Annotated in this window: 19 protein-coding genes; 9 read left to right on the top strand and 10 right to left on the bottom strand. The window is 52.6% G+C overall.

Annotated elements, in window-relative coordinates:
* The first annotated feature begins 87 nt into the window (after positions 1–87).
* From iolG to iolB, 8 genes are all read left to right on the top strand, one after another.
* Positions 88–1,074 (top strand): inositol 2-dehydrogenase, encoded by a 987-nt coding sequence (gene iolG / locus CLR69_RS09045; RefSeq protein ID WP_129713351.1) that lies wholly within the window; start codon positions 88–90, stop codon positions 1,072–1,074.
* An 80-nt stretch (positions 1,075–1,154) separates the two neighbouring features.
* Positions 1,155–2,093 carry a substrate-binding domain-containing protein gene (locus CLR69_RS09040; protein WP_129713350.1) on the top strand — a complete coding sequence of 313 codons (939 nt, stop codon included), beginning with the start codon at positions 1,155–1,157 and terminating at the stop codon, positions 2,091–2,093.
* A gap of 80 nt (positions 2,094–2,173) precedes the next feature.
* Positions 2,174–3,721 (top strand): sugar ABC transporter ATP-binding protein, encoded by a 1,548-nt coding sequence (locus tag CLR69_RS09035; protein ID WP_129703798.1) that lies wholly within the window; start codon positions 2,174–2,176, stop codon positions 3,719–3,721.
* Positions 3,722–3,733: 12 nt separating this feature from the next.
* On the top strand, positions 3,734–4,765 hold the full coding sequence (locus CLR69_RS09030; RefSeq protein WP_129703800.1) for an ABC transporter permease: 1,032 nt from the start codon (positions 3,734–3,736) through the stop codon (positions 4,763–4,765).
* Positions 4,766–4,804: 39 nt separating this feature from the next.
* Complete coding sequence (locus tag CLR69_RS09025) at positions 4,805–5,938, top strand: Gfo/Idh/MocA family protein (RefSeq protein ID WP_129713349.1); 1,134 nt, start codon at positions 4,805–4,807, stop codon at positions 5,936–5,938.
* Between the two features lie 42 nt (positions 5,939–5,980).
* Positions 5,981–7,885 carry a bifunctional 5-dehydro-2-deoxygluconokinase/5-dehydro-2-deoxyphosphogluconate aldolase gene (locus CLR69_RS09020; RefSeq protein WP_129713348.1) on the top strand — a complete coding sequence of 635 codons (1,905 nt, stop codon included), beginning with the start codon at positions 5,981–5,983 and terminating at the stop codon, positions 7,883–7,885.
* 33 nt (positions 7,886–7,918) lie between these two features.
* Complete coding sequence (iolE, locus tag CLR69_RS09015) at positions 7,919–8,809, top strand: myo-inosose-2 dehydratase (protein ID WP_129703807.1); 891 nt, start codon at positions 7,919–7,921, stop codon at positions 8,807–8,809.
* Between the two features lie 27 nt (positions 8,810–8,836).
* A complete protein-coding gene (iolB, locus tag CLR69_RS09010; RefSeq protein WP_129713347.1) occupies positions 8,837–9,673 on the top strand; it encodes a 5-deoxy-glucuronate isomerase in 837 nt (278 codons plus the stop codon).
* 200 nt (positions 9,674–9,873) lie between these two features.
* Here the strand turns inward: iolB and CLR69_RS09005 are convergent, their stop codons facing one another.
* The 6 genes from CLR69_RS09005 to melA all read right to left on the bottom strand — a co-directional run bounded on the left by CLR69_RS09005 (position 9,874) and on the right by melA (position 16,094).
* Positions 9,874–10,359 carry a tetratricopeptide repeat protein gene (locus CLR69_RS09005; RefSeq protein WP_165346012.1) on the bottom strand — a complete coding sequence of 162 codons (486 nt, stop codon included), beginning with the start codon at positions 10,357–10,359 and terminating at the stop codon, positions 9,874–9,876.
* A gap of 64 nt (positions 10,360–10,423) precedes the next feature.
* On the bottom strand, positions 10,424–10,969 hold the full coding sequence (locus CLR69_RS09000) for a hypothetical protein (protein ID WP_129713345.1): 546 nt from the start codon (positions 10,967–10,969) through the stop codon (positions 10,424–10,426).
* 181 nt (positions 10,970–11,150) lie between these two features.
* The gene (locus CLR69_RS08995) at positions 11,151–11,840 is read right to left on the bottom strand and encodes an ABC transporter ATP-binding protein (protein WP_129713344.1); all 690 of its coding nucleotides are present in this window, start codon (positions 11,838–11,840) and stop codon (positions 11,151–11,153) included.
* A gap of 21 nt (positions 11,841–11,861) precedes the next feature.
* Positions 11,862–13,559 carry an ABC transporter permease gene (locus tag CLR69_RS08990; RefSeq protein ID WP_129713343.1) on the bottom strand — a complete coding sequence of 566 codons (1,698 nt, stop codon included), beginning with the start codon at positions 13,557–13,559 and terminating at the stop codon, positions 11,862–11,864.
* On the bottom strand, positions 13,543–14,589 hold the full coding sequence (locus CLR69_RS08985; protein WP_129713342.1) for a Fe(3+) ABC transporter substrate-binding protein: 1,047 nt from the start codon (positions 14,587–14,589) through the stop codon (positions 13,543–13,545). Before CLR69_RS08985 ends, CLR69_RS08990 begins: the two co-directional genes overlap by 17 nt.
* Positions 14,590–14,786: 197 nt before the next feature.
* On the bottom strand, positions 14,787–16,094 hold the full coding sequence (melA, locus tag CLR69_RS08980) for an alpha-glucosidase/alpha-galactosidase (RefSeq protein WP_129713341.1): 1,308 nt from the start codon (positions 16,092–16,094) through the stop codon (positions 14,787–14,789).
* A gap of 211 nt (positions 16,095–16,305) precedes the next feature.
* Between melA and CLR69_RS08975 the strand changes: the two genes are divergently transcribed.
* Positions 16,306–17,133, top strand: a complete 828-nt coding sequence (locus CLR69_RS08975; protein ID WP_129713340.1) for an AraC family transcriptional regulator — start codon at positions 16,306–16,308, stop codon at positions 17,131–17,133.
* Positions 17,134–17,157: 24 nt separating this feature from the next.
* On the opposite strand, the gene CLR69_RS08970 is transcribed toward CLR69_RS08975, so the two are convergent.
* The 4 genes from CLR69_RS08970 to CLR69_RS08955 all read right to left on the bottom strand — a co-directional run bounded on the left by CLR69_RS08970 (position 17,158) and on the right by CLR69_RS08955 (position 22,177).
* Positions 17,158–17,997, bottom strand: a complete 840-nt coding sequence (locus CLR69_RS08970) for a PRD domain-containing protein (protein WP_129713339.1) — start codon at positions 17,995–17,997, stop codon at positions 17,158–17,160.
* 98 nt (positions 17,998–18,095) lie between these two features.
* Complete coding sequence (locus CLR69_RS08965; protein ID WP_129713338.1) at positions 18,096–19,559, bottom strand: glycoside hydrolase family 1 protein; 1,464 nt, start codon at positions 19,557–19,559, stop codon at positions 18,096–18,098.
* The gene (locus CLR69_RS08960) at positions 19,559–21,427 is read right to left on the bottom strand and encodes a beta-glucoside-specific PTS transporter subunit IIABC (RefSeq protein ID WP_129713337.1); all 1,869 of its coding nucleotides are present in this window, start codon (positions 21,425–21,427) and stop codon (positions 19,559–19,561) included. Before CLR69_RS08960 ends, CLR69_RS08965 begins: the two co-directional genes overlap by 1 nt.
* Positions 21,428–21,838: 411 nt before the next feature.
* Entirely contained in the window at positions 21,839–22,177 is a 339-nt protein-coding gene (locus CLR69_RS08955) for a DUF1869 domain-containing protein (RefSeq protein WP_129713336.1), read from the bottom strand.
* Positions 22,178–22,182: the final 5 nt, after the last annotated feature.

Below are 22,182 nucleotides of genomic sequence, written 5' to 3'. Positions count from 1 at the left end.
TGATGGCTGGAGAGAATGAGACTAGCCGTTATCCCGTCACTTTCTCAGTCTGGCGTTAAATACCACACAGGTAGCAAGGGAGCATCTATGTTTAACATCGCTTTACTAGGCGCAGGTCGTATTGGTCAGGTCCATGCAGTGAACATCGCGGCACACAAAGAAACCAACCTGTACGCGGTGGTCGATCCCAACCCAGCAAATGCCACGGCGCTGGCCGAACGTTACCACACCAAAGTGCAAACCGTGGATGAGGTCATGAACGATCCGGAGGTACACGCTGTTCTGATTGCCTCTGCGACCGACACGCACGCTGACTTGATTGAACTGGCCGCTAAGCATGGCAAAGCCATTTTCTGTGAAAAGCCAGTACATCTGGATATTGCCCGCGTTCGCGACTGCCTGACCGTTGTGAAACAGCAGAACGTGCCGCTGTTTGTGGGGTTCAATCGCCGCTACGACCCGCAATTCCGCCGCGTCAAAACGCTGGCTGGCGAAGGCAATATCGGCAAACCGGAATCTCTCCTGATTATCTCCCGCGATCCGTCTCCGCCACCTGCCGAGTATGTCCGCGTTTCCGGCGGTATGTTCCGCGATATGACGATCCATGATTTTGATATGGCGCGCTTCATTATGGGCGAAGAGCCCGTGTCGGTTTTTGCACAAGGCAGCAATTTGGTCGATCCAGCGATTGGTGAAGCGGGTGACATTGATACCGCATTCATCGTGCTGAAATTTGCCTCTGGCGCGATGGCAACCATTGTCAACAGCCGCCGTTCTGGCTACGGCTACGATCAGCGCCTTGAATTGCATGGCGCGAAAGGCGTGCTCACCGCAGGCAATATCCGTGAAAACGTCGTCGAGCAGTGGACGGATGACGGCTGTCTGTCCGCAAAACCTGAATATTTCTTCCTGCAACGCTATCACGCGGCCTACGCGGCAGAGTGGCAGCACTTTGTCGATGTGCTGAATGGCCGTACCCAGCCAGAGTGTTCCGGTCTGGACGGGGAGCGGGCGTTAAATCTGGCGGATAAAGCGTTTGAATCCCTGGCTCAAGGCAAGGAGGTCGCCGTGTAACCGTATCGGCACTCCACGTTTTACCTGCTTTCAACCCTACACCCATACCCATAACAGAAGCAGATGAAGAGAAAAGACATATGAAAAAGATCATCAGCGTTACCGCAATCGCCATCGCACTGGGTCTGTCTGGTCTTGCTCAGGCCCAAAATGAACAAATCGTTTTCAGTACGCCGAATCTCGCTATGCCGTTTGAAGTTCACATGCAGCGCACCGCCGTCAAAGCCGCCAAAGAACTGGGCGTGAATTTGCAGGTGCTGGATGGGCAGGGTAGCTCGCCAAAGCAGGCCGCTGATTTGGAGAATGCCATCACGCGTGGTGCGCAGGGTTTCGTAGTGTCGCCGAATGACGTCAACGCGGTTTCCAGCGCGGTGACCGAAATTCAGGATGCCAAGCTGCCAGTGGTGACGCTGGATCGTTCGGTGAAAACGGAAAAAGCCGTGCCGCATTTTGGCGCCAACAACTACAAAGGTGGTCAGGCGATTGCCGACTATGTCAAAACCAAATTTCCGAACGGAGCAGAGATCATTCTGCTGACCGGTCAGCCTGGCTCTTCTTCTAACATCGAACGGACGCAGGGGATTCGCGACAGCCTGAAAGCGGGTGGCAGCAAGTACCACATTGTGGCCGACCAGACGGGGAACTGGATGCGTTCTGAAGGGATGCGCATCGTTGAAAGTGTTTTTCCTTCGTTGCCTAAACGCCCGCAGGTGATCCTCTCCGCGAATGACGATATGGCGTTGGGCGCGATTGAAGCATTACAGGGGCAAGGCCTGAAACCCGGCGACGTGATGGTGACGGGCTTTGATGCCGTACCGGAAGCGCTGGCTCGCGTACGCGACGGCTGGCTGGATGTGACCGCCGATCAGCGTCCAGGCTATGCCGTGACCACGGCGTTAACGCAGTTAACCAATAACATCCGCAGTAAAGCGCCTATCACCGGGGCTGATTACCAACCGACCATGATTACTAAAGATAACCTGAACGATGCTGAGCGTATTGGCGAAGCAGGTAAATAAATCGTTTTCCACGCCACTGTTAACTAATCAAAGGTATTCAGCAGGCCGCGACCGCGCGGCCTCGCGGGAGGAAGGTACGCATGACGGAACCCCTACTGAACATCACCAATCTGGCAAAGAGTTTCTCTGGCGTCTGGGCGCTAAGTAATGCGCAACTGACCGTACAGCCGGGGGAGATTCATGCGCTATTGGGAGAGAACGGCGCGGGTAAATCGACGCTGTTAAAGGCGCTGGCAGGGGCGCAGCCGCAGACCAGCGGCGATATCTGGTTTGGTGGCCAGCAACTGTTACCGCTCGAATCGCCGGTTGAACGTCAAAAGCGGGGGATTATCACCATTTATCAGGAATTTAATCTGCTGCCGAATATGAGCGTCGCGGAAAACATGTTCCTGGGGCGAGAGCCGCAGCGCAATAGCGTGTTCGTTGACGCGCTGGCGGTCAATCGCGAGGCGAAAGCGGTACTCGATTACCTGAAATTGAACATTGCGCCGACGACGCAGGTGGCGCGTTTGAGCGTAGCACAGCAGCAGATGGTGGAGATCGCCAGAGCGCTGACGCTGAACGCCAAGCTGATTGTGATGGATGAGCCATCGGCGGCGCTGAGCGACAGTGAAGTCGACAGCCTGCACCGTGTGGTGCGTGAGCTAAAAGGACGAGGCGTGAGCGTAGTGTATGTGACGCATCGGCTGCATGAAGTCTTCCAGCTATGCGATCGTTTTACCGTGTTTCAGGATGGCCGCTACACCGGTTCTGGGGATGTCGCCAGCACCAACGTGCAGGAGATTATTCGCCTGATGGTGGGGCGTGACGTGGTGTTTAACCGCCGTCCACCTTCTGAAACACATCATCAGGATAAGCCGGTACGTTTGGCGGTGAAGGGGTTAAGCCGAGAAAAACCGCCGCTGGATGCACACGGTATCGCACTGAAAGATATCAGTTTCCAGGTGCACGCGGGTGAAGTGCTCGGGATCGCTGGGCTGGTAGGCGCAGGGCGCACGGAAATCGCGCGTTGTCTATTTGGTGCCGATGCGTTTTCTACCGGTGAGTTTGTGCTGGATGACGCACCTTATCATCCGTCGACTCCGTTGCATGCGCTGTCACAGGGTATTGCGTTGGTACCGGAAGACCGCAAGAAAGAGGGGGCGGTGCTGGGGTTATCTATCAGGGAAAATATCTCGCTCTCTAATCTCTCGTCGCTTATGCGCTGGCGTTGGTTTGTGAACACCCGTAAGGAAGACGATCTGATTGATGCTTACCGTCAGGCGCTGCATATCAAAATGGTGAACAGCGAGCAGGAAGTGCGCAAGCTGTCGGGCGGTAACCAGCAAAAGGTGATTCTTGCCCGCTGTATGGCACTGAACCCCAAGGTATTGATCGTGGATGAGCCCACGCGCGGCATTGATGTCGGCACCAAGTCTGAAGTGCATCAGGTGCTGTTCGATATGGCAAAACGGGGCGTCGCCGTGATTGTGATTTCCTCCGACCTGCCGGAAATCATGGCGATTTCTGACCGCATTATCACGCTCAGCGAAGGGCGGATCAGCGGGGAAATTCATGGCGATGACGCCACAGAAGAAAAACTGATGACGATGATGGCCATTTGCCACGACGCATTACACGCAGCATAACGGAGGTGACGTATGTCCCAGCAGCCGCTTTCTAAGGCCATTACGCCGTCCAATACGCGCGGACGTTTTGACCCAATTGCCTTTTTTGAACGCTTTGGCGTATTTATTTTCATGATTTTGCTGCTGATTTTCTTTCAGTCGCAGAACAGCAATTTTCTGTCCGAACGCAACATCACCAACATCCTTACCGAAGTGTCCATCTACGGCATCATGGCGGTAGGGATGACGTTTGTCATTTTGACTGCCGGAATCGACTTGTCCGTCGGCTCAATTCTGGCGGTATGTGCGATCACTGCGGCATCGGTGATTAAAGGCGACAACTTCACCACCGTCGATCCTGATGCCTGGTACGGCTTGAGCTGGTTGGTTGCATTGGGCGTTTGTCTGGCAATGGGCACTTTCATTGGCTTCCTGCATGGTTTAGGGGTGACCAAACTGCGTCTGCCGCCGTTTATCGTCACGCTGGGCGGGATGACCATCTGGCGCGGATTAACGCTGGTGATGAACGACGGTGCGCCGATAGCGGGCTTTGACCCTGGCTATCGCTGGTGGGGGCGGGGGGAGATTCTCGGTATTTCGGTGCCGATCTGGATCTTCGCGTTGGTCGCCTTGCTGGGCTATCTGGCGCTGCATAAAACCCGTTGGGGGCGCTTTGTCTACGCCATTGGCGGCAACACCGAAGCCGCGCGTCTCGCTGGTGTGAATGTGCAGCGTGTACTGGTCAGCGTCTATGTCGTGATTGGCTGTCTGGCAGGACTGGCGGGTTTTATTCTCAGCGCCCGTCTCGGCAGCGCAGAAGCAGTCGCGGGGATCACCTTCGAACTGCGTGTTATCGCCTCGGTGGTGATCGGCGGCACATCGCTGATGGGCGGCTATGGCCGGATCAGCGGAACGATTATCGGCTCGATCATCATGGGGATCCTGATTAACGGACTGGTATTGATGAACGTATCCGCCTACTACCAGCAGATTATCACGGGGTTGATCATCGTGCTGGCTGTGGCGTTTGACACCTATGCCAAGAGCCGTCGCGGCGCTATCTGATCCGCACCTGTACCGAATCTTTTTTGCACCGAGGTGAATATGAAGGATGTACACATTGGGTTAATCGGCACGGGCTATATCGGACGTGCGCATGCCATCGCCTACGCGCAGGCACCGACGGTCTTCCCGTTAAAAGGGAATCTGGTGAAAGCCATGCTGGCGGAAGTGTCACCGGAGCTGGCGGCTAAACGGGCGCAAGAGTTCGGGTTTAAGCGTTCAACCGGGGATTGGCGTGAACTGGTGGCGGATCCCGACATTGATGTGGTGGATATCTGCGCGCCAAACTTTCTGCATAAGACGATGGCGATGGCGGCTATCCAGCACGGCAAACACGTTTACTCGGAAAAACCGCTGGCGCTGAACGCACGTGACGCCAGAGAAATGGTCGATGCGGCACAGCGGGCGGGCGTGAAAACGCTGGTGGGCTTCAACTACATGAAGAACCCGACCTCACAGCTGGCCAAAGAGATTATTGCCAGCGGCGAAATTGGTGAGGTGGTGCATTTTTACGGTACGCACAATGAGGATTATCTGGCCGATCCTAACAAACCTGCGGACTGGCACTGTTTCAAAGAAATGGCAGGTCTGGGGGCGTTGGGGGATCTGGCGGCGCACATCGTTAACATGGCTCAGTATCTGGTGGGTGATATCACCAGCGTCTGCGGCGATCTACAAACGGTTATTGCGCAGCGTCCGATGGCATCGGGCAGCGGTGAACTTGTGCAGGTGGAGAATGAAGATCAGGCGCATGCCATGGTGCGGTTTGCTAGCGGCGCGCGTGGCGTGATTGAAACTTCACGTATCGCCTGCGGCCGCAAAATGGGCTTGACCTACGTGGTGACCGGCACCAAAGGCACGCTGAGTTTCACGCAGGAGCGCATGGCGGAACTGAAGCTGTATCGGCATGACGAACCGGAGAATCGGCAGGGGTTCAAAACGCTGCTGACCGGGCCGCAGCATCCTGATTACGCGGCATTCTGTGCCAGCGCCGGGCACGGTATTGGGTTTAACGATCAGAAAACGGTGGAAGTACGCGATCTGATCGACGGTATTGCGGCTGACGTACCTATGTGGCCGGATTTCGAAGAGGGCTGGAAGGTATCGCGAGTTCTGGATGCGATAGTGCAGTCACACGAAACGGCACGTTGGGTCAACGTGGACGAGGTGGGCTAATTAAGGCTTTTTTTACGCGACTTTTTTACAGGGTTTGCCGCTATGAGTAAGGAAAAGACGTTTGATGTGATTTGCATGGGGCGCGTTGCTGTCGATCTGTACGGGCAGCAAATCGGCGCGCGTCTGGAAGATATGGGCAGTTTTGCCAAGTATCTTGGCGGTTCGTCTGGAAACGTGGCTTATGGTACGGCGCGACAGGGGCTACGTTCTTCGATGCTGGCGCGGGTGGGCGATGAGCATATGGGGCGCTTCCTGCGTGAAGAGCTAAATCAGGTCGGCTGCGACACCAGCCATTTGATTACTGATAAGGAACGCCTGACGGCGCTGGTGCTGTTGGGTATCAAAGATCGCGATACCTTTCCGCTGATTTTTTACCGTGATAACTGCGCCGATATGGCGATTTCACCAGAGGATTTCACCGAAGATTACATTGCGTCGTCACGCTGTCTGGCGATTACCGGCACGCATCTCTCTCACCCTAACACGCGTGCAGCGGTGTTAACTGCGCTGCAATATGCTCGGCGAAACGGGGTGAAGACGGCGCTGGATATTGATTACCGTCCAGTGCTGTGGGGGCTGACGTCGCTGGGCGATGGCGAAACCCGCTTTGTTGAAGCACAGGCCGTCACGGTGCAATTGCAGCAGGTGCTGTCGCTGTTCGACGTGATTGTCGGTACCGAAGAGGAATTCCACATTGCTGGCGGCAGCACGGATACCTTACAGGCGCTGCGCACGGTACGGCAGCACACGCAGGCGGAGCTGGTGTGCAAACGAGGGGCGTTGGGGTGTTCGGTATTTAGCGACGCCATTCCCGACCACCTGGATAAAGGCATCACGATCAAAGGAGTGCGTGTAGATGTTCTCAACGTACTGGGGGCGGGTGATGCGTTTATGTCCGGTCTGCTGCGTGGATATCTCAATGGTGAAGGTTGGGAGAAAGCCTGTGCTTACGCCAATGCCTGTGGTGCGCTGGTGGTATCACGCCATGGTTGTGCGCCAGCCATGCCAAGCAAGATCGAACTGGATAACTATTTAGCACGGGCGGCAAGTGTTCCACGTCCCGATCTGGACGAAGAGCTTAACCATCTACACCGTGTGACAACACGCCGTAAACAGTGGGATGAATTGTGCGTGATTGCGTTCGATCACCGCAGCCAACTGGAAGATATGGCGCTGAACTGCGGCACGGAAATCAGTCGTATTCCGGCGCTGAAGAAGCTGATTCTGCGTGCCAGCTATGATGCGGCGCAGCTGGCGGGGCTGGAGGGCAAAGCTGGCCTGCTGTGTGACGGCACGTTTGGGCAGGATGCGCTGAATGATATCACTGGGAAAGGCTGGTGGATTGGTCGGCCGATTGAGCTACCGGGATCGCGCCCGTTAGTCATGGAACGTGGCAACATCGGTTCACAGTTAGTGAGCTGGCCGCTTGAACACGTGGTGAAATGTCTGGTGTTCTTCCACCCGGAAGATGCCCATGCGCTGCGGCGCGAGCAGGAAATGAAGGTGATGGAGGTCTATCAGGCCTGTCGTCAATCCGGCCATGAGCTACTGCTCGAAGTCATTCTTCCCGCAGGGATGGCGCACAGTGATGCGCTTTATCTGCGCGCCATTCAGCGCTTCTACAACCTTGGCGTACGGCCAGACTGGTGGAAACTGCCACCGCTGTCCGCCGACGGCTGGGCGCAGCTTACGCCGCTGCTGGCACAGCGCGATCCTTACTGTCGTGGCGTGGTCATTCTTGGGTTGGATGCACCGCTGGAAACACTGCAACAAGGCTTTAGCGCCGCAGTGGGCTTCCCGATTGTGAAAGGATTTGCCGTCGGGCGCACCCTGTTTGCCCAGCCTGCGCAAAAGTGGCTACGTAATGAAATCGATGACGTCGAATTGATTGAGCAAGTTAAACATAACTACCTGCAACTGATCGCCGTCTGGCGGCAGCGTGGTTAACCCATTTCTATGTGTTTGAATAAGGGACATAACATGACCGTTCAACTTGGTATTAATCCACTCACCTGGACAAATGACGATCTGCCTTCTCTGGGGGCGGACACACCGCTGGAAACCTGTCTGAGTGAAGGGCGACAGGCAGGCTTCGTCGGTTTTGAGTTAGGTAATAAATTCCCACGTCAGGCCAGCGTGCTGGGGCCAATTTTGCAAGCGCACGATCTGCGCTTAGTTTCTGGCTGGTATTCTGGCGAACTGCTCACCCGTTCAGTAGAAGAAGAGATTGAAGCGGTGCAGGGGCATCTGGCGTTATTGCGTGACCTCGGTGCGACGGTACTGGTGTTTGCCGAAGTCACGGGCGCGATTCACGGCGACCAGCAGAAACCGGTTCATCTGCGTCCGCGTTTCCCCGAAGAACGCTGGCCGGAATACGGTAAAAAGCTGACCGAATTTGCGCGCTATACGCAAAGTCAGGGCGTGCAGATTGCCTATCATCACCATATGGGCACAGTGATTGAAAGCGCACAGGACGTGGATAATTTGATGGAACATACCGGGCCGGAAGTCGGGTTACTGTTGGATACCGGACACTTAACGTTTGCGGGTGCCGATCCGGTGGCAGTAGCAAAGCGCTGGATTAATCGTATTAATCACGTTCACTGCAAAGATATCCGCCCAGATGTGCTGAAAGACGTAAAAAACCGTAAGACCAGCTTTTTGGACGCGGTGCTAAGTGGCGTCTTTACCGTACCGGGCGATGGCTGCGTTGATTATCCGGCGGTGTTCAGCATTCTGAAAGCCAATAGCTACAGCGGATGGCTGGTTGTCGAAGCGGAACAGGATCCGGCTGTTGCGCATCCGCTAACCTATGCAACGCTGGGCTACAATAACTTGCAACGTTTCGCCCAGCAGGCGGAATTGATCTGATTTGTGGTGGTATTAGGAGGCAAAAAGATGTCCCGACTCTTATCACGTCATTGTGCCCCTGACGAACATGGACGCACGCAGCACATCACGCCGGAAACGGCGGGCTGGCGGTATGTGGGGTTCGATGTGTACCAACTGGCTGCGGAGCAGGTGCTATCGCTGCCTGCCAGCGAGAATGAGCGTTGTCTTGTACTGGTGAGCGGCAAAGCAACGGTCGTCACGCCGGGTAAGCGCTTCGAGCAGATTGGTGACAGAATGAGCCCGTTCGAGCGTAGAAAGCCCTATGCGCTTTATGTCACATCAGGAGAGACGATTACGGTGACGGCACACACGGCGCTGGAGCTGGCAGTTTGCGCCGCACCGGGGTTCGGCACGTATCCGACTCGGCTGATCGCGCCACAGGATATTGACGCAGAACAGCGTGGATCTGGCAATAACCAGCGCTACGTGCATAACATTTTACCGGAGGATAAAGCCGCGGATAGCCTGTTGGTGGTCGAAGTTTACACCGACGAGGGCTGTACCAGCTCTTATCCTAGCCACAAGCATGACGTCGATAATCCGCCGCAGGAAACCTATCTGGAAGAAACCTACTATCATCGTTTAAATCCAGAGCAGGGTTTCTGTGTGCAACGTGTCTATACCGATGACCGTTCATTAGATGAATGTATGGCGGTATACGATAGGGATGTGGTGCAGGTGCCGCGTGGCTACCATCCGGTTGCCACCATTGCAGGTTATGATAGCTACTATCTGAATGTGATGGCTGGCCCTACGCGTCAATGGCGTTTCACGTGGGAAGCGGATCACCAGTGGATCAATAGCCCCGAATATGCGGATAAGCACAGGTCGGGAAAAGCGTAGGAATATACTGATAAGCGGGCTTAAGCATGGTCAGCGGCTTATGGATAACCTGTAAGCTGCTGCTATATCCGTCAGGCACGATGAACCCGCTTAAACTCCATGAGTTCCTGAATAACCTGAAGCTGGATGAAAGGATACTGGAGTCATTCTAGGACTTAACAACGCCTTGCTATGTAGCATGGATAAAGTGCTTAACGAGTTTATTTTTTTGCCTTGACGACTGCATCCCAATTGTTAATTGCCCATGAGCATTCATGGCAGCCCAATTGGCTTCCTTTTTCAAAGAAGGTTTTTGCTTTTGCGATATTTTTTTCAACGCCGCTGCCATTAAGATAGCTGGTACCCAACGCTTGATATCCACCGTAATAGCCTGATTCACCAGCACGTTCAAAAAGTTCAAGAGCTTTTTTGAACTCTTTTTTCTCTTTGTAAATATAACCAAGATTTACCATCGCAGTGGTTTGATGAACATCTTTGTTGCCAATCGATGTTTCATATCTCTCAATCGCTTTAGGGTAATTTTTATCTTGTGAGTAAATCACGGCGAGCATCCAATTAGCGTCTGGGTTCCCATTGTCTGCCTGTTTGATTAGCCCCGTGAATTCATTCGCATTTTTTGGCATAGCGACTGAAAAATTGGACAAAAAATCATTGGCATGGTGATAAACAATATCAGGAGTATGCATGCTATTTTCCCCTGTAGCGCAGGAGGGTATCGAAAATGTGAGCATAACAATCACGCAGAGATATTTATGCATAGATACCGCCAGATAATTCAGTTTCTGAGGCGTTAATACCGATAAGCTCTGCTTGCGGGTAATTATCTGTGGTGAATATAACATCGGTCATTTCGGTGGTTAGGCCATTATTCCATGTTACTTGACTGGTTAAGACATGTATATTTCGATTGTCATCAACAAAACCATTCTTGTGGTAGTTCAGGCTAATAGATGCAACTTCTGTTTCTCTTATGGATAGAAATTCGTGGGCTTCAGTTATACCGTTTTGGTTATCATCGATCCATCGTGCAAGTGAGTTCCAAATGCTATCTTCGGCATTAATAACGCCATCTTGATTGCTATCGTGTTCTGCTAGTGCTGCGAATCCATGGCTGGCTTTTGAGCCATTGAGTAATTCGGTGTTGTTACCAAATAATTCGTTGCCATTATTTATGATTGTGTCGCTATTTTTATCCCAGACTAAAAATGCATTCTTATCACTAATCCACCCTGTGCTCTCTTTGATGCCATCATTGTTATGGTCGAATGTGATAGATCCTTCCTCTTTTAAGGTCATGATTCCATCACCCGTTAAGTCAATCACTAATGGTGTTTCGGTATTCTCTTGATCAGAGATAATGTGATCCTGGCTTTCTATTATCTTATCGATGGCTCTTTCGTTTATTTTATAAAGAGGTTCTCCTTACCTTTGAAAGCTGGAGTTCCGCCACGATTGTTGTCAGGGGGAACTACCTGAATCAGGCATCTCGGTTCACCGAAATATTACCGAGTTTACCTTCTTTCAAATAACCAATGTGGCTGGCCATCAGTTCGGCTTCCTGCTCGCTGTGCGTGACTAAAAGCGCGGTTTGTCCAGCGTCGCGCAGAATGTCGCGCACTTCCTGCCCCAGCCGTTTTCGGCTGTCAGGGTCGAGACTGGATAGCGGTTCGTCGAGTAGCAGTACGGCAGGTTGTGGAGCTAACGCTCGTGCGAGCGCGATACGTTGCTGTTGTCCGCCGGACATCTCATGTGGGTAGCGCTGTGCCAGCCCGGTGAGATCGACCAATTCAAGCATGGCGCGGACGCGTGATTGTTGACGTTCTTTCGGCTGTTTTCGCAGGCCAAAGGCAATGTTCTGCGCGGCGGTCAGATGGGGAAACAGCGCGTAGTCCTGAAACACCATCCCGACGTTGCGTTGTTCCGGCGGCAGATGCACATCTGGGCCCGCCACGCAGTGTCCGCCGACGTGAATGGTTCCCTGAGTCACGTGTTCGAAACCGGCAATTGCTCGCAATGCCGTGGTTTTTCCGCATCCTGATGCACCCAGCAGACAGGCCAGTTCACCGGCAGCAACCTGCATGGAAAAACCGTTCAGCACATGGTGAAAATTATGCTTGTGCCCGTAGGCAACGTGGACATTATTCAGAACGAGTGTAGCCTCAGACACCTTGACTCTTCCTTATGATTTTCATTCTTTCTCAACCGACGTTTTTAACTGACTGCGTGCCAGCAGCACAACGGGGAGCGTACCCGCCATCACAATCAGTAGGGCGGCAATTGCGCCTTCTTCATAGGTGCCTCTGGCCGCTTCGGCATAGAGGACGGTTGCCAGCGTCTCGAAATTGACCGGGCGCAGCAGCAGAGTGGCGGGAAGTTCTTTCATCGCGTCAGCAAACACCAGCAGCGCGCTGGTCACCAGCGCTGGCCGTAGCAGAGGGAGATGCACGCGGAAAAAGGTCACCAGTTCGCTTTCACCCAGCAGACGCGACGCCTGTTCCATGACGGGAGGAATGCGCGTCAGTCCGGCATCAAGCGCGCCAATCCCAATCGCCATAAAGCGAATAGCGCAGCAGATCACCAGCAGAATCCCGGCGGAAAGCAGGGGCAATCCCTTGTAGCCTAGCAAGTCGGCGAGGAAATTATCCGTCGCCATACCGGGCGTCAGCAGGCCAATCGCCAACACCGTACCGGGCACGGCATAGCCCAACGAGGCGATTCGCAGTATCGTGCGGCGGCGCTCTGGTGAGTGGTCGGTGATAGCCGAATGACGGGCATACCACGCAATAATCAGGCTTACGACGGTAACGACCAGCGTGACACCAACGGCAAGCAGAAGCGAATTCTGTAACGACTGTATCAGGCCTGCGGAGATCGTCACGCTATCGCCCAGCCGTTTAGCGCTTTCCCATGCCAGAAAGAGGGCTGGAGCGATGAAACCGAGCAGGATCGGTAAAGTGGTCGCGCAGGTTGCCAGCCAGGCGCGCCCCCCTCTTAACGGCGTGGGCATGATGCCACGCATCTGCCGGCTGGTGCCGTAGCGCTGGTTTTTTCGGCCATAATATTCCAGTGTTAGCAGCAGGATGACCACCGTCAGCATCGTGCAGGCAATCTGTGCCGCAGCAGGCAAATCGGAGCGGGTGACCCAGGTGGTGTATACCGTCACGGTCAGCGTATTCACCCCAAGAAATTCGGATGCGCCAATATCATTCAGCGTTTCCAGCAAGGCCAGACTGGTGCCGACGGCCAGCGCAGGGCGCGCCATCGGTAGGGCAACGTGCAGAAAGGTGCCTGTCGCGCTCAAGCCCAGCGTGCGAGCGGCTTCCAACAGGTGTGCGGGTTGACTGATAAACATGGCTCGCATGGTCAGATAAACGTATGGATAGAGCACCAGTCCGAGCAGCAGAATGGCACCCGTCATAGATCGCAGATCCGGCAGGCGGAACTGACGTGGGCTGTCATAGCCAAGAATACTGCGGATCGCTTCCTGAATCGGCCCAATCGGATGCAGCAGATCGAGCCAGGCAAACGCCACAATGTAAGTTGGCATCGCCAGTGGTAACAGCAGCGCCCAGCTAACGAACTGTCTGCCGGGGAAATCAAATGCGGTCACCAGCCAGGCGCAGCCTGCACCAATCACCATCACTAATGTGCCGACGCCGACCAGCAAAATTAGCGTGTTTAACGCGGCATCGGGTAGCACGTAGCGCGTCAGGTGATCCCAATGGCCAACGCCTGCGCCTGCCGCTAGCCAAAGTAGGGAAATTAGCGGAGCCAGTACCCCAAGCGCAATGACGACGGCTGCGATGCTGAGCGGAGAAAAAAAGAGGCGCGGCCGCCCAAGGGCGCCGCGCAGGGTTGACGAACCGGTCTTATTGATCGAATCCAACTTTATCTACCAACTGACTAGCTTGTTTACGGAATTTAACGATGTCAGTCAGCGGAATGGTATCCACATTCACTTCACCAATCGCGTTGCCGATGGTGGAATCCAGCGTGACGCCTTTGCGTACTGGATATTCATAGTTAGCCTGTGCATAGAGCTGTTGAGCCGGCGCGGAAACCAGATATTCCATCAGCTTCACGGCCTGATCTTTATGCGGAGCATGGCGTGCAACGGCTGCACCGGTGATATTGACGTGCGTGCCGCCGTTTTCAAAGGTAGGTTGAACCACTTTGATGGCATCGCCCCATTTACGGGCATCGGTGCCTTCTTTGGCATTCTTCATGTGGCCGACATAATAAGAGTTCGCCAGACCTACATCACAGATACCGCCGAGGATATCGCGTGCGACGTCGCGGTCACCGCCAGTGGCTTTACGTGCCAGATTATCTTTCACACCGCGCAGCCAGGTTTCGGTTTTAGCTTCGCCATGGTGTGCGATCATCGCCGCTACCAACGCGGTGTTGTAAGGGTGTTGACCTGCACGGATACACACTTTGCCTTTCCATTTCGGGTCGGCCAGATTTTCGTAAGTAATACCGGTCAGCGGCAGTGATTTTTCCGCATAGAGCACGCGAGAACGCATCGACAGGCCAAACCACTGGTTGTCTTTATCACGCAGCGCTGCGGGGATGACGTCAGTTAGCGTGCTGGACTGAATGGGTTGTGTGACGCCAGCTTCTACCAGATCGATCAGATTACCGGCATCAACGGTCATCAGCAGGTCAGCCGGTGAGTTTTGGCCTTCCGCTTTCACGCGTTCCAGCATGCCGTCTTTGATGAACACGGTGTTCACTTTGACGGATGTCTCTTTAGTGAAAGAATCAAGCAGCGGCTGAATCAGACCTGGCTCACGAGTGGTGTAGAGAGTCAGAGAATCCTCTGCGGCGGCAGGCAATGCGTAGGCTACCATCAGCGATGAGGCTAGCGTGAGCAGGCGCGCTTTTTTGCGCAGAACAGACAGCGTTTTTGACATGTTATTATCTTCTCCAGAGTGAATGTGATGCGTAAATTAATAAAATAAGGAGACATTTTCGGCAGGTGACTAAAACAATATATGATAATCACTCTTGTTTGCAATCTCATTATGCTTCCGTTCACGGTACAACGTCCGTATTGTGAGCAGAAGCATGTTGGCGTGTTACGATCTTACTTATTGTCGCGTGGAATGAATCAGTGGTAGGCAGGGAGCCAGTCTCCGTGGGCAGCGATCAGTTCATCACACAGATGGTGGATATCGTCAATCGACAGTTCTGCCGAGGTATGCGGATCGAGCAGCGCTGCGTGATAAATGGCATCGCGCTTTTTCGTGACCGCCGCTTCTATCGTTAGTAGCTGAGTATTGATGTTAGTCCGGTTCAGCGCCGCCAGCTGTTCTGGTAAATCACCGACGTAGCAGGGTGTTATTCCCTGACCGTCGACCAGACAAGGAACCTCGACGCAGGCGTTTGCAGGCAAATTGGTAATCAGCCCAGTGTTCAGCACGTTACCACCGATTTTATAAGGACGATTTGTCTCCATCGCTTCCAGAATATAAGACGCATATTCATGTGTACGCTGGTGCCCAAGATTGACATCGTGGGTTAATGCCTGTTTTTGTTCCTGCCATTTTGCGATCTGCTCAATACACCGGCGTGGATACTCATCCAGAGGAATGTTGAAGTGCTCAATCAATTCAGGGTACTGGCGCTTGATCCAATAGGGCATATATTCGGCGTTATGCTCTGACGATTCGGTAACGTAATAACCGAAAGTTTTCATGATTTCATGACGTACCATATCGTCGTGTTTGCCCGTGAGATCATTCACGCGGCGTTTGATTTCAGGATAGAGATCGACGCCGTGACGCCGAATATCCAGTAGCCACGCCATGTGGTTGATTCCGGCAATGTGGAACTGTACGTCATCTGTCGGCATATCGACGCTTTTCAGCAATGTTTCGGCACAAACCTGCACGCTATGACATAGCCCGACCGTTTTTATACCCGTGTAACGCAGCATTGCACCCGTCAGTGATGCCATCGGATTGGTGTAATTCAGCAGCCAGGCATCTGGGCAGACATCTTCCATGTCGCGGCCGAAAGCAAACATAACCGGGATGGTGCGCAGCGCACGGAAAATTCCACCGATACCCAATGTATCCGCAATGGTTTGCTGTAAGCCAAATTTTTTGGCGATGGTAAAGTCCGTAATGGTACAGGGATCGTAGCCGCCGACCTGAATGGCGTTAATCACGTAGTTGGCGTTTTTCAGCGCGGCGCGACGTTGTTCTTCACCCAGATACGGGGTAATAGTCGCTCTGCCCTGATTCACATTACGATTGATATTGACCAGCATGGCATAGGATTCGTTCAAGCGATCGCGGTCGATGTCATACAGCGCGATATCCACTTCCTGTAATGCTGGGGTTGACAGAATATCGCCCAGCACATTCTTGGCAAATACAGTACTGCCCGCGCCCATAAAAGTGACTTTTATCATCATTTTCTCCGGTCTTGCGTTAGGGAATGTGAGGGAAAATTAGCCGTGGGAAGTGCGTTCGTATAGGTAATAATGTGACTTTTATATGGCCAAAAATGACGCAAAATAAAAAGTGTGAGCCATGTCGTAAACCATTTTCCGCTGAGCATTTACCACCGAAATCTCGTGTTATGGTGTTTATCTACTCCAATCTGTTGCAGTGTGTTTACTGATGTATAAGAGTTTTACGTTAACCCAGACATCTAATATTGGGCTGAATGTGTACCAATACGGGGAAGAGCGTTGCGCGAAGAAGCACAGTTATGGTCCGGCGGTTAGGCAGCATTATCTATTTCATTATGTGATAACAGGGAAGGGCGTTCTGCATACCGAATTCGGTGCGTTTCCCGTACTGGCGGGGGAGGGATTTCTGATTTATCCGCATGATATTACGACGTACTGCGCTGACGATCGGGAGCCGTGGCACTACATGTGGATTGAGATAGACGGATTACAGGCTGCGAGGCTTTTTGATGAATGTCACCTGAGTCGCGCATTCCCCATTTACCGCCCGAGGACGTATCGCAAGGACGCAGAAGCGGGCCGCCGATTGCAGGCGTTGGTAGAGCATAATCAGGAGCAATGGGCAACGGTACTCGGCCTAAGCTATCTCTTTTTCGCGGCGTTGATTGAGCACGCGCAGACGGACATTACCCACAAGGAGGATGACAAGACGCAGCACCTCAAGCGGGCGGTGAAATATATCGAGAGCCGTTATCACAATACACTGACCATTGAACAACTGGCACAGTATTGCAATCTGAATCGCAGCTACCTGAGCCGTCTGTTTAAGCATGAATACGGCATGAGTCCTAAAACGTATTTATTACATTTCCGAATGAAGATTGCCGCCAGTCTGCTGGATAGCGGTACGTTGGCGATTAAGGTGGTGGCTGTCTCTGTGGGCTATGAGAACCAGATGCACTTTTCTAAAGCCTTTCGACAGGTTTACGGCATGTCGCCTTTAGCCTGGCGTCATCGTTCCGCAGGAAACGGCTGAGGTATACCGCTGTTTTGCAGGATGCTACGGCATCTGGCTTGCGGCCAGCCTGCTGATATGAATAGTCAGCCAGGTGAGCTCTTCTTTCGGTAGCGCCATTTGGTATTTTTCCTGCACATAATCCCTGATGGCCCAGGAAATGGCCATTGCCTCAGGGTAGTGTTTCAGCAGTTCTTGATAGAAATTGTCCGTGTGTTCTTGCGCAATTTTTCGCGCGATCACGCGCTCGGAGAAATAGCGCAGATGGGTGATAAAACGGAGATAATCGACGGAGTTGACATCGATGTTCTTGTTTAATTTGTAGCGGACAATCTCTGCCAGTCGATTAACTAACAGAACCTGCTGATGTGCATCGGCGATTTCGGCGCTACCGGCGGCATTAATAAGGTGAAAGGCAATATTGACGGCTTCATCATCAGGTAGTGTGACGTTAAAACGTGCCGATACGCAGTCTTTTGCCTGTACCCCGATGGTGTACTCTTTCTGGTAATAGCGTTTCACTTCCCAACTGAGCTTATTGATGAAGTGGTTGCCCGTTTTACTGCGTTCAACCGCAAAATAGAGATGTTCCGCCAGCGTAAAAAACAGCACCGAATTAAGCTTTTCTGCATACTGGCTTTGCGCCAGCGTGACGATCTCATGCGTAACGTCAAAAAAAGCCGCAGGAATGGTGTCGGTCAAGGAAAGAAAGTGCCGTGACTTTAGATTCTCCAGCGGAATGAAAACCTGCTCAACATGCGTCACATCAATCAGGGAACCGGGTCTGGCACCAAATCCAATACCTTTGCCCAACAGGATCATCTCCTGCTGTTCATGATCGACTAACAGCATGCTGTTGTTTAAGGCTTTTTTCACTTTAATCACGCTGGTTTCCTCATCACGATAGCTTTCTGGTCACGATGACTTTTTGATCACGACGACACCTTGCCATGACACACCTGGCCTGCGGCTGAGCCTGTCCGTCAGGTGAGATCGCTGCCGTTGGTGGCGATGACCTTTTGATACCAGTAGAACGAATCTTTTCTCAGACGCGCCAGCGAGCCGTTACCTTCGTCATCCTGATCGACGTAGATGAAGCCATAGCGTTTCGACATCTGTGAGGTGCCAGCGCTGATAATATCAATGGCTCCCCAACTGGTGAACCCCATCAACTCAACGCCTTCTCCAATCGCTTCACGCATTTGCTCGAAATGTGAACGGAAGTAGTCAACACGATAAGGATCGTGGATTTTGCCGTTCTCGACAACGTCTTTCGCACCCAGGCCATTTTCGACAATAAACAGTGGTTTCTGGTAGCGATCGTAAAGTTCCAGTAGGGATATTTTCAGCCCGATGGGGTCAATCTGCCATCCCCAGTCTGACGCTGGCAGGTACGGGTTTTTTACCCCAAGAACGGTATTCCCCGGTATTCTCTCGGCGTCTGGCTGCGTGGATTCGGTCAGCGACATGTAGTAGCTGAACGACACAAAATCCACGGTGTGCTGCTTGAGAATAGCCAGATCGTCGGGCTGCATGGTGATGTGAATACCGCGCCGTTCAAGATCGCGTTTGATGAGCGGTGGATAATGGCCGAATACTTGCACATCGGCATAGAAATAGTTTTCGAGGTTCTTTTTCAGCGCAGCCTCAACATCTTCTGGACGGCAGGAGTGCGGATAGGTCGTCAGTTTGGTCAGCATACAACCGACCTGACTGCCGGGGATCTTTTCGTGGCAGTCGCGAGTGACGAGAGCTGAGGCGACAAACTGATGATGCAGCCCCTGATAAATATCTTGTTGAGCTTGCCCCGGCGCGCTTTTTTCTTCACGGATTCCCGCCGTGGTAAACGGATGGCGGTGGATACTGTCGATCTCGTTAAAGGTTAGCCAGTAGCGGACGAGATCCTTATAACGATCGAAGCAGACATTGCTGAAGCGCACAAAAGCATCCAGCACATTGCGGTGCACCCAGCCGTTGTATTTTTCACTCAGCGCCAACGGCATTTCATAATGTGAAAGCGTCACCAGCGGCTCGATACCATGGTTGCGCATCTCGCGGAACAGATCGCCGTAAAACTGTAAACCGGCCTCATTTGGCGTGCTGTCTTCTCCTGTCGGGAAGATGCGCGACCAGGCGATGGAAACGCGCAGCACTTTGAAGCCCATTTCGGCAAACAGCGTCAGATCGCCTTGGTAGCGGTGGTAGAAATCGATACCGCGCCGTTTGGGGTAGAACGCGTCATTTTTTCCGTTGAACGCATCGGCCACATTGTCGTCCGTCAGCGCCATGTGAGCATGGTAATTCTTTAGATCGAGATTCGGCTTCCAGGTAATGGCGTCGGCGACTGACGGCCCTTTGCCATCCTTATTCCATGCGCCTTCGGCTTGATTCGCGGCAATGGCGCCGCCCCATAAAAAGTGTTCCGGGAATGCGATGTTTTTATCCATTACACAGACTCCTTTAAGGTCATGATGATGGTGTGGGGATGGCTAATGGCGTCAGTGGCTTCCGGTATCACGCGAAAGCGCTCGCTGTTGGTGATAACCATCATGACGACGGGATCGTAACCCGCAGCGATGAGGCCATCGAGGTCAAATTCAATGAGGATATCGCCGGTATTAACCTGCTGTCCGGCTGTAACTTTCGGCTGAAAGCCTTGGCCGTTGAGTTTGATGGTATCGATACCGATATGGAAAATCAGTTCGGCACCGTTGTCGGTGAGCATGCTGACGGCATGGCCAGTTTCAAACACATTTTCAATGATGCCGCTTGCCGGGGCGTACAGCACGCCCTTCTCGGGGATGATAGCGATGCCGTCACCCATAATACGTTTGGAGAAGATTTCGTCACTCACGCTTTCCAGCGGAATCATTCTTCCTTCAATTGGGCTGGTGAACTGACACTCGGTAACTGCGTGATGAGTTTCTTCTTCTACCGCAGCTGTGGGTTTTTCTTCCTGCCAGAGGAACAGCGCGCAGATAAAGGCGATGGCAAAAGAGAGCGCGGCCCCGGCGATGGCATAGACGATGTTCCAGCTATTTTCCGGCGAGACGAACATAGAGATGCTGGCCAGACCGGGGCCAACTAACGCAAAGGCTTCAATTGCCATCCACCCGATAAATGCACCGCCGACGAGGCTACCAGCCAGCACGCTGTAGAGTGCCTTTTTATTTAGCAGCGTAATCCCGTATAGCGCGGGTTCGGTGATACCGAATAGGGCGGAAATACCTGCTGAAAGCGCCGTCGATTTTAACGTTTTATCTTTGCTCTTGAGTGCAATTGCCATACAGGCACCGGATTCGGCAATGTTGTGTGCGAGCGAAGCGGGCAGATAAAGCATTTCCTTACCAAACTGGCTCATGGATGCAACGGCATAGGGCAGCATTGGTTTATGCATCCCTGACGCCACCATGAATGGCAGTGCGGCAGCGAGCAGTGCTGTCGCCACAAAACCCAGTTTGCTATAAAGCCAGAGGATCACGCTAGCCAGACCTGCACCGAGCTCATAGCCGAGTGGCCCCAGGACTAGGAGCGTGACGGGAACGGTCACCAACAGCGAGAGCATGGGCGACAGGAAAATACGCAGTGCGCTCGGTGAGTAGCGATTGAAGATTTTTTCGGTTTGCGCGTAAAAAATCACACACAAAATCGCTGGGAAAACCTGTGACGCGTAAGCGACGTTCTTCAGGTCGAGAGAGAGAAATTCTGCGCCTTCCGCCAGCTGTTTAGACATGGCGGGCAGCACCATGACGGAGACGGCAGAAACGGCGACCAACACATTCACTTTCAGCTTCATTGCGGTGGTGATACCCACCAGAATCGGCAGAAAATAGAGCGGGGCGGAACCGATGTTATCCAACACTTTGTAGGTTGAACTGTCTTTGGTGAGCCAGCCGAGTAGGTCCAGCAGTAATAACAGCGATTTGAGCACGCCGCCACCGGCAATAGCAGGCACCAGCGGCTGAAAAACGCTGATGATAAAATCGATAACCAAAGCCGTAGGGTTGGTTTTTGCTGGCTCGGTGCGAACGGTTTCTTTACGACCAGCAGCGAGATGTTGTACCGCGTCGTACACCTGCATGACTTCGCTGCCGATGATTACCTGACACTGTACGTTAACCCGAACGCCCAGTACGCCGGGTACCTTTTCCAGCTCGTTCTGGTTCACCCGGCTGTTGTCGTAAAGACTCAGCCGCAACCGCGTAGAGCAGTGTTCAATGTGTTCAATGTTGTCAATTCCGCCGACTAACGTGATGATTTTTTCAGCGGTGGTGGCATAGGTTGTCGCGTTATTATCTGCTGTTGTGTGGCCCATACGACGATTCCCCTGATCCAGAAACGAAAAAAGACCTGAAGCTCTTCCCATCGCGTTGAGTGGGAGAGCTTCAGGTCTTGCCTAGAAAACTAGTTACACGCCTGTGTTGCTGTTGTAAGTCCCCTCACATGGGAAAGTCAAACAGATCGCGCAGCTCTGATAGGTAAGTGTGATGGCAATAGCAGAATGAAAGGTTCAGCACTGACAGTGCTGATGGATCTCAGACATGTTGCAAAAAATGGAACGCTACCTGGCTGATGCTGTAGGGTACAAAGGGCGCTTGTTCAGTCAAAAGACATCCAGCGCCTGCTGTTTTAAATGAGTATGGCTGTACTCGTGCTATATCTTAAATAATGCGAGTGCATGAAAGCCTGCGTATATTCAACCTGAATTATCAGGCTTTATGCGGAGTTACCAGCCGCAAACGTTAGTTTCTTCATCTGCATCGTAACCACGCACGATATTAACCAGTTCTTTTACCGCATCAGAAGAAACCGTCTGATCTTCCAGTTCTGCAAGTGCGGAGAAATATTTATCAACGGATACGCCATTATTATTATTGGTTACCACGAGTAAAAAACCTTTATTACTATCGCTGGTTAAAACCAGATTGTTTATTAACTCATCAACCGCGCTGGCAGCAAAGTCAGGTACATAGAAAGCCATCGGTTTAAGATAAACTTTTTCTGTTTTTTCATTATTGTTGCGATTCAATAGTGCTAATGAGTACCCTTTATTTTCATCTGTCATTATGT

It is taken from the genome of Pectobacterium zantedeschiae (assembly GCF_004137795.1).
GTDB lineage: Bacteria > Pseudomonadota > Gammaproteobacteria > Enterobacterales > Enterobacteriaceae > Pectobacterium > Pectobacterium zantedeschiae.
This window is presented reverse-complemented; position numbering and strand designations above follow the sequence as displayed.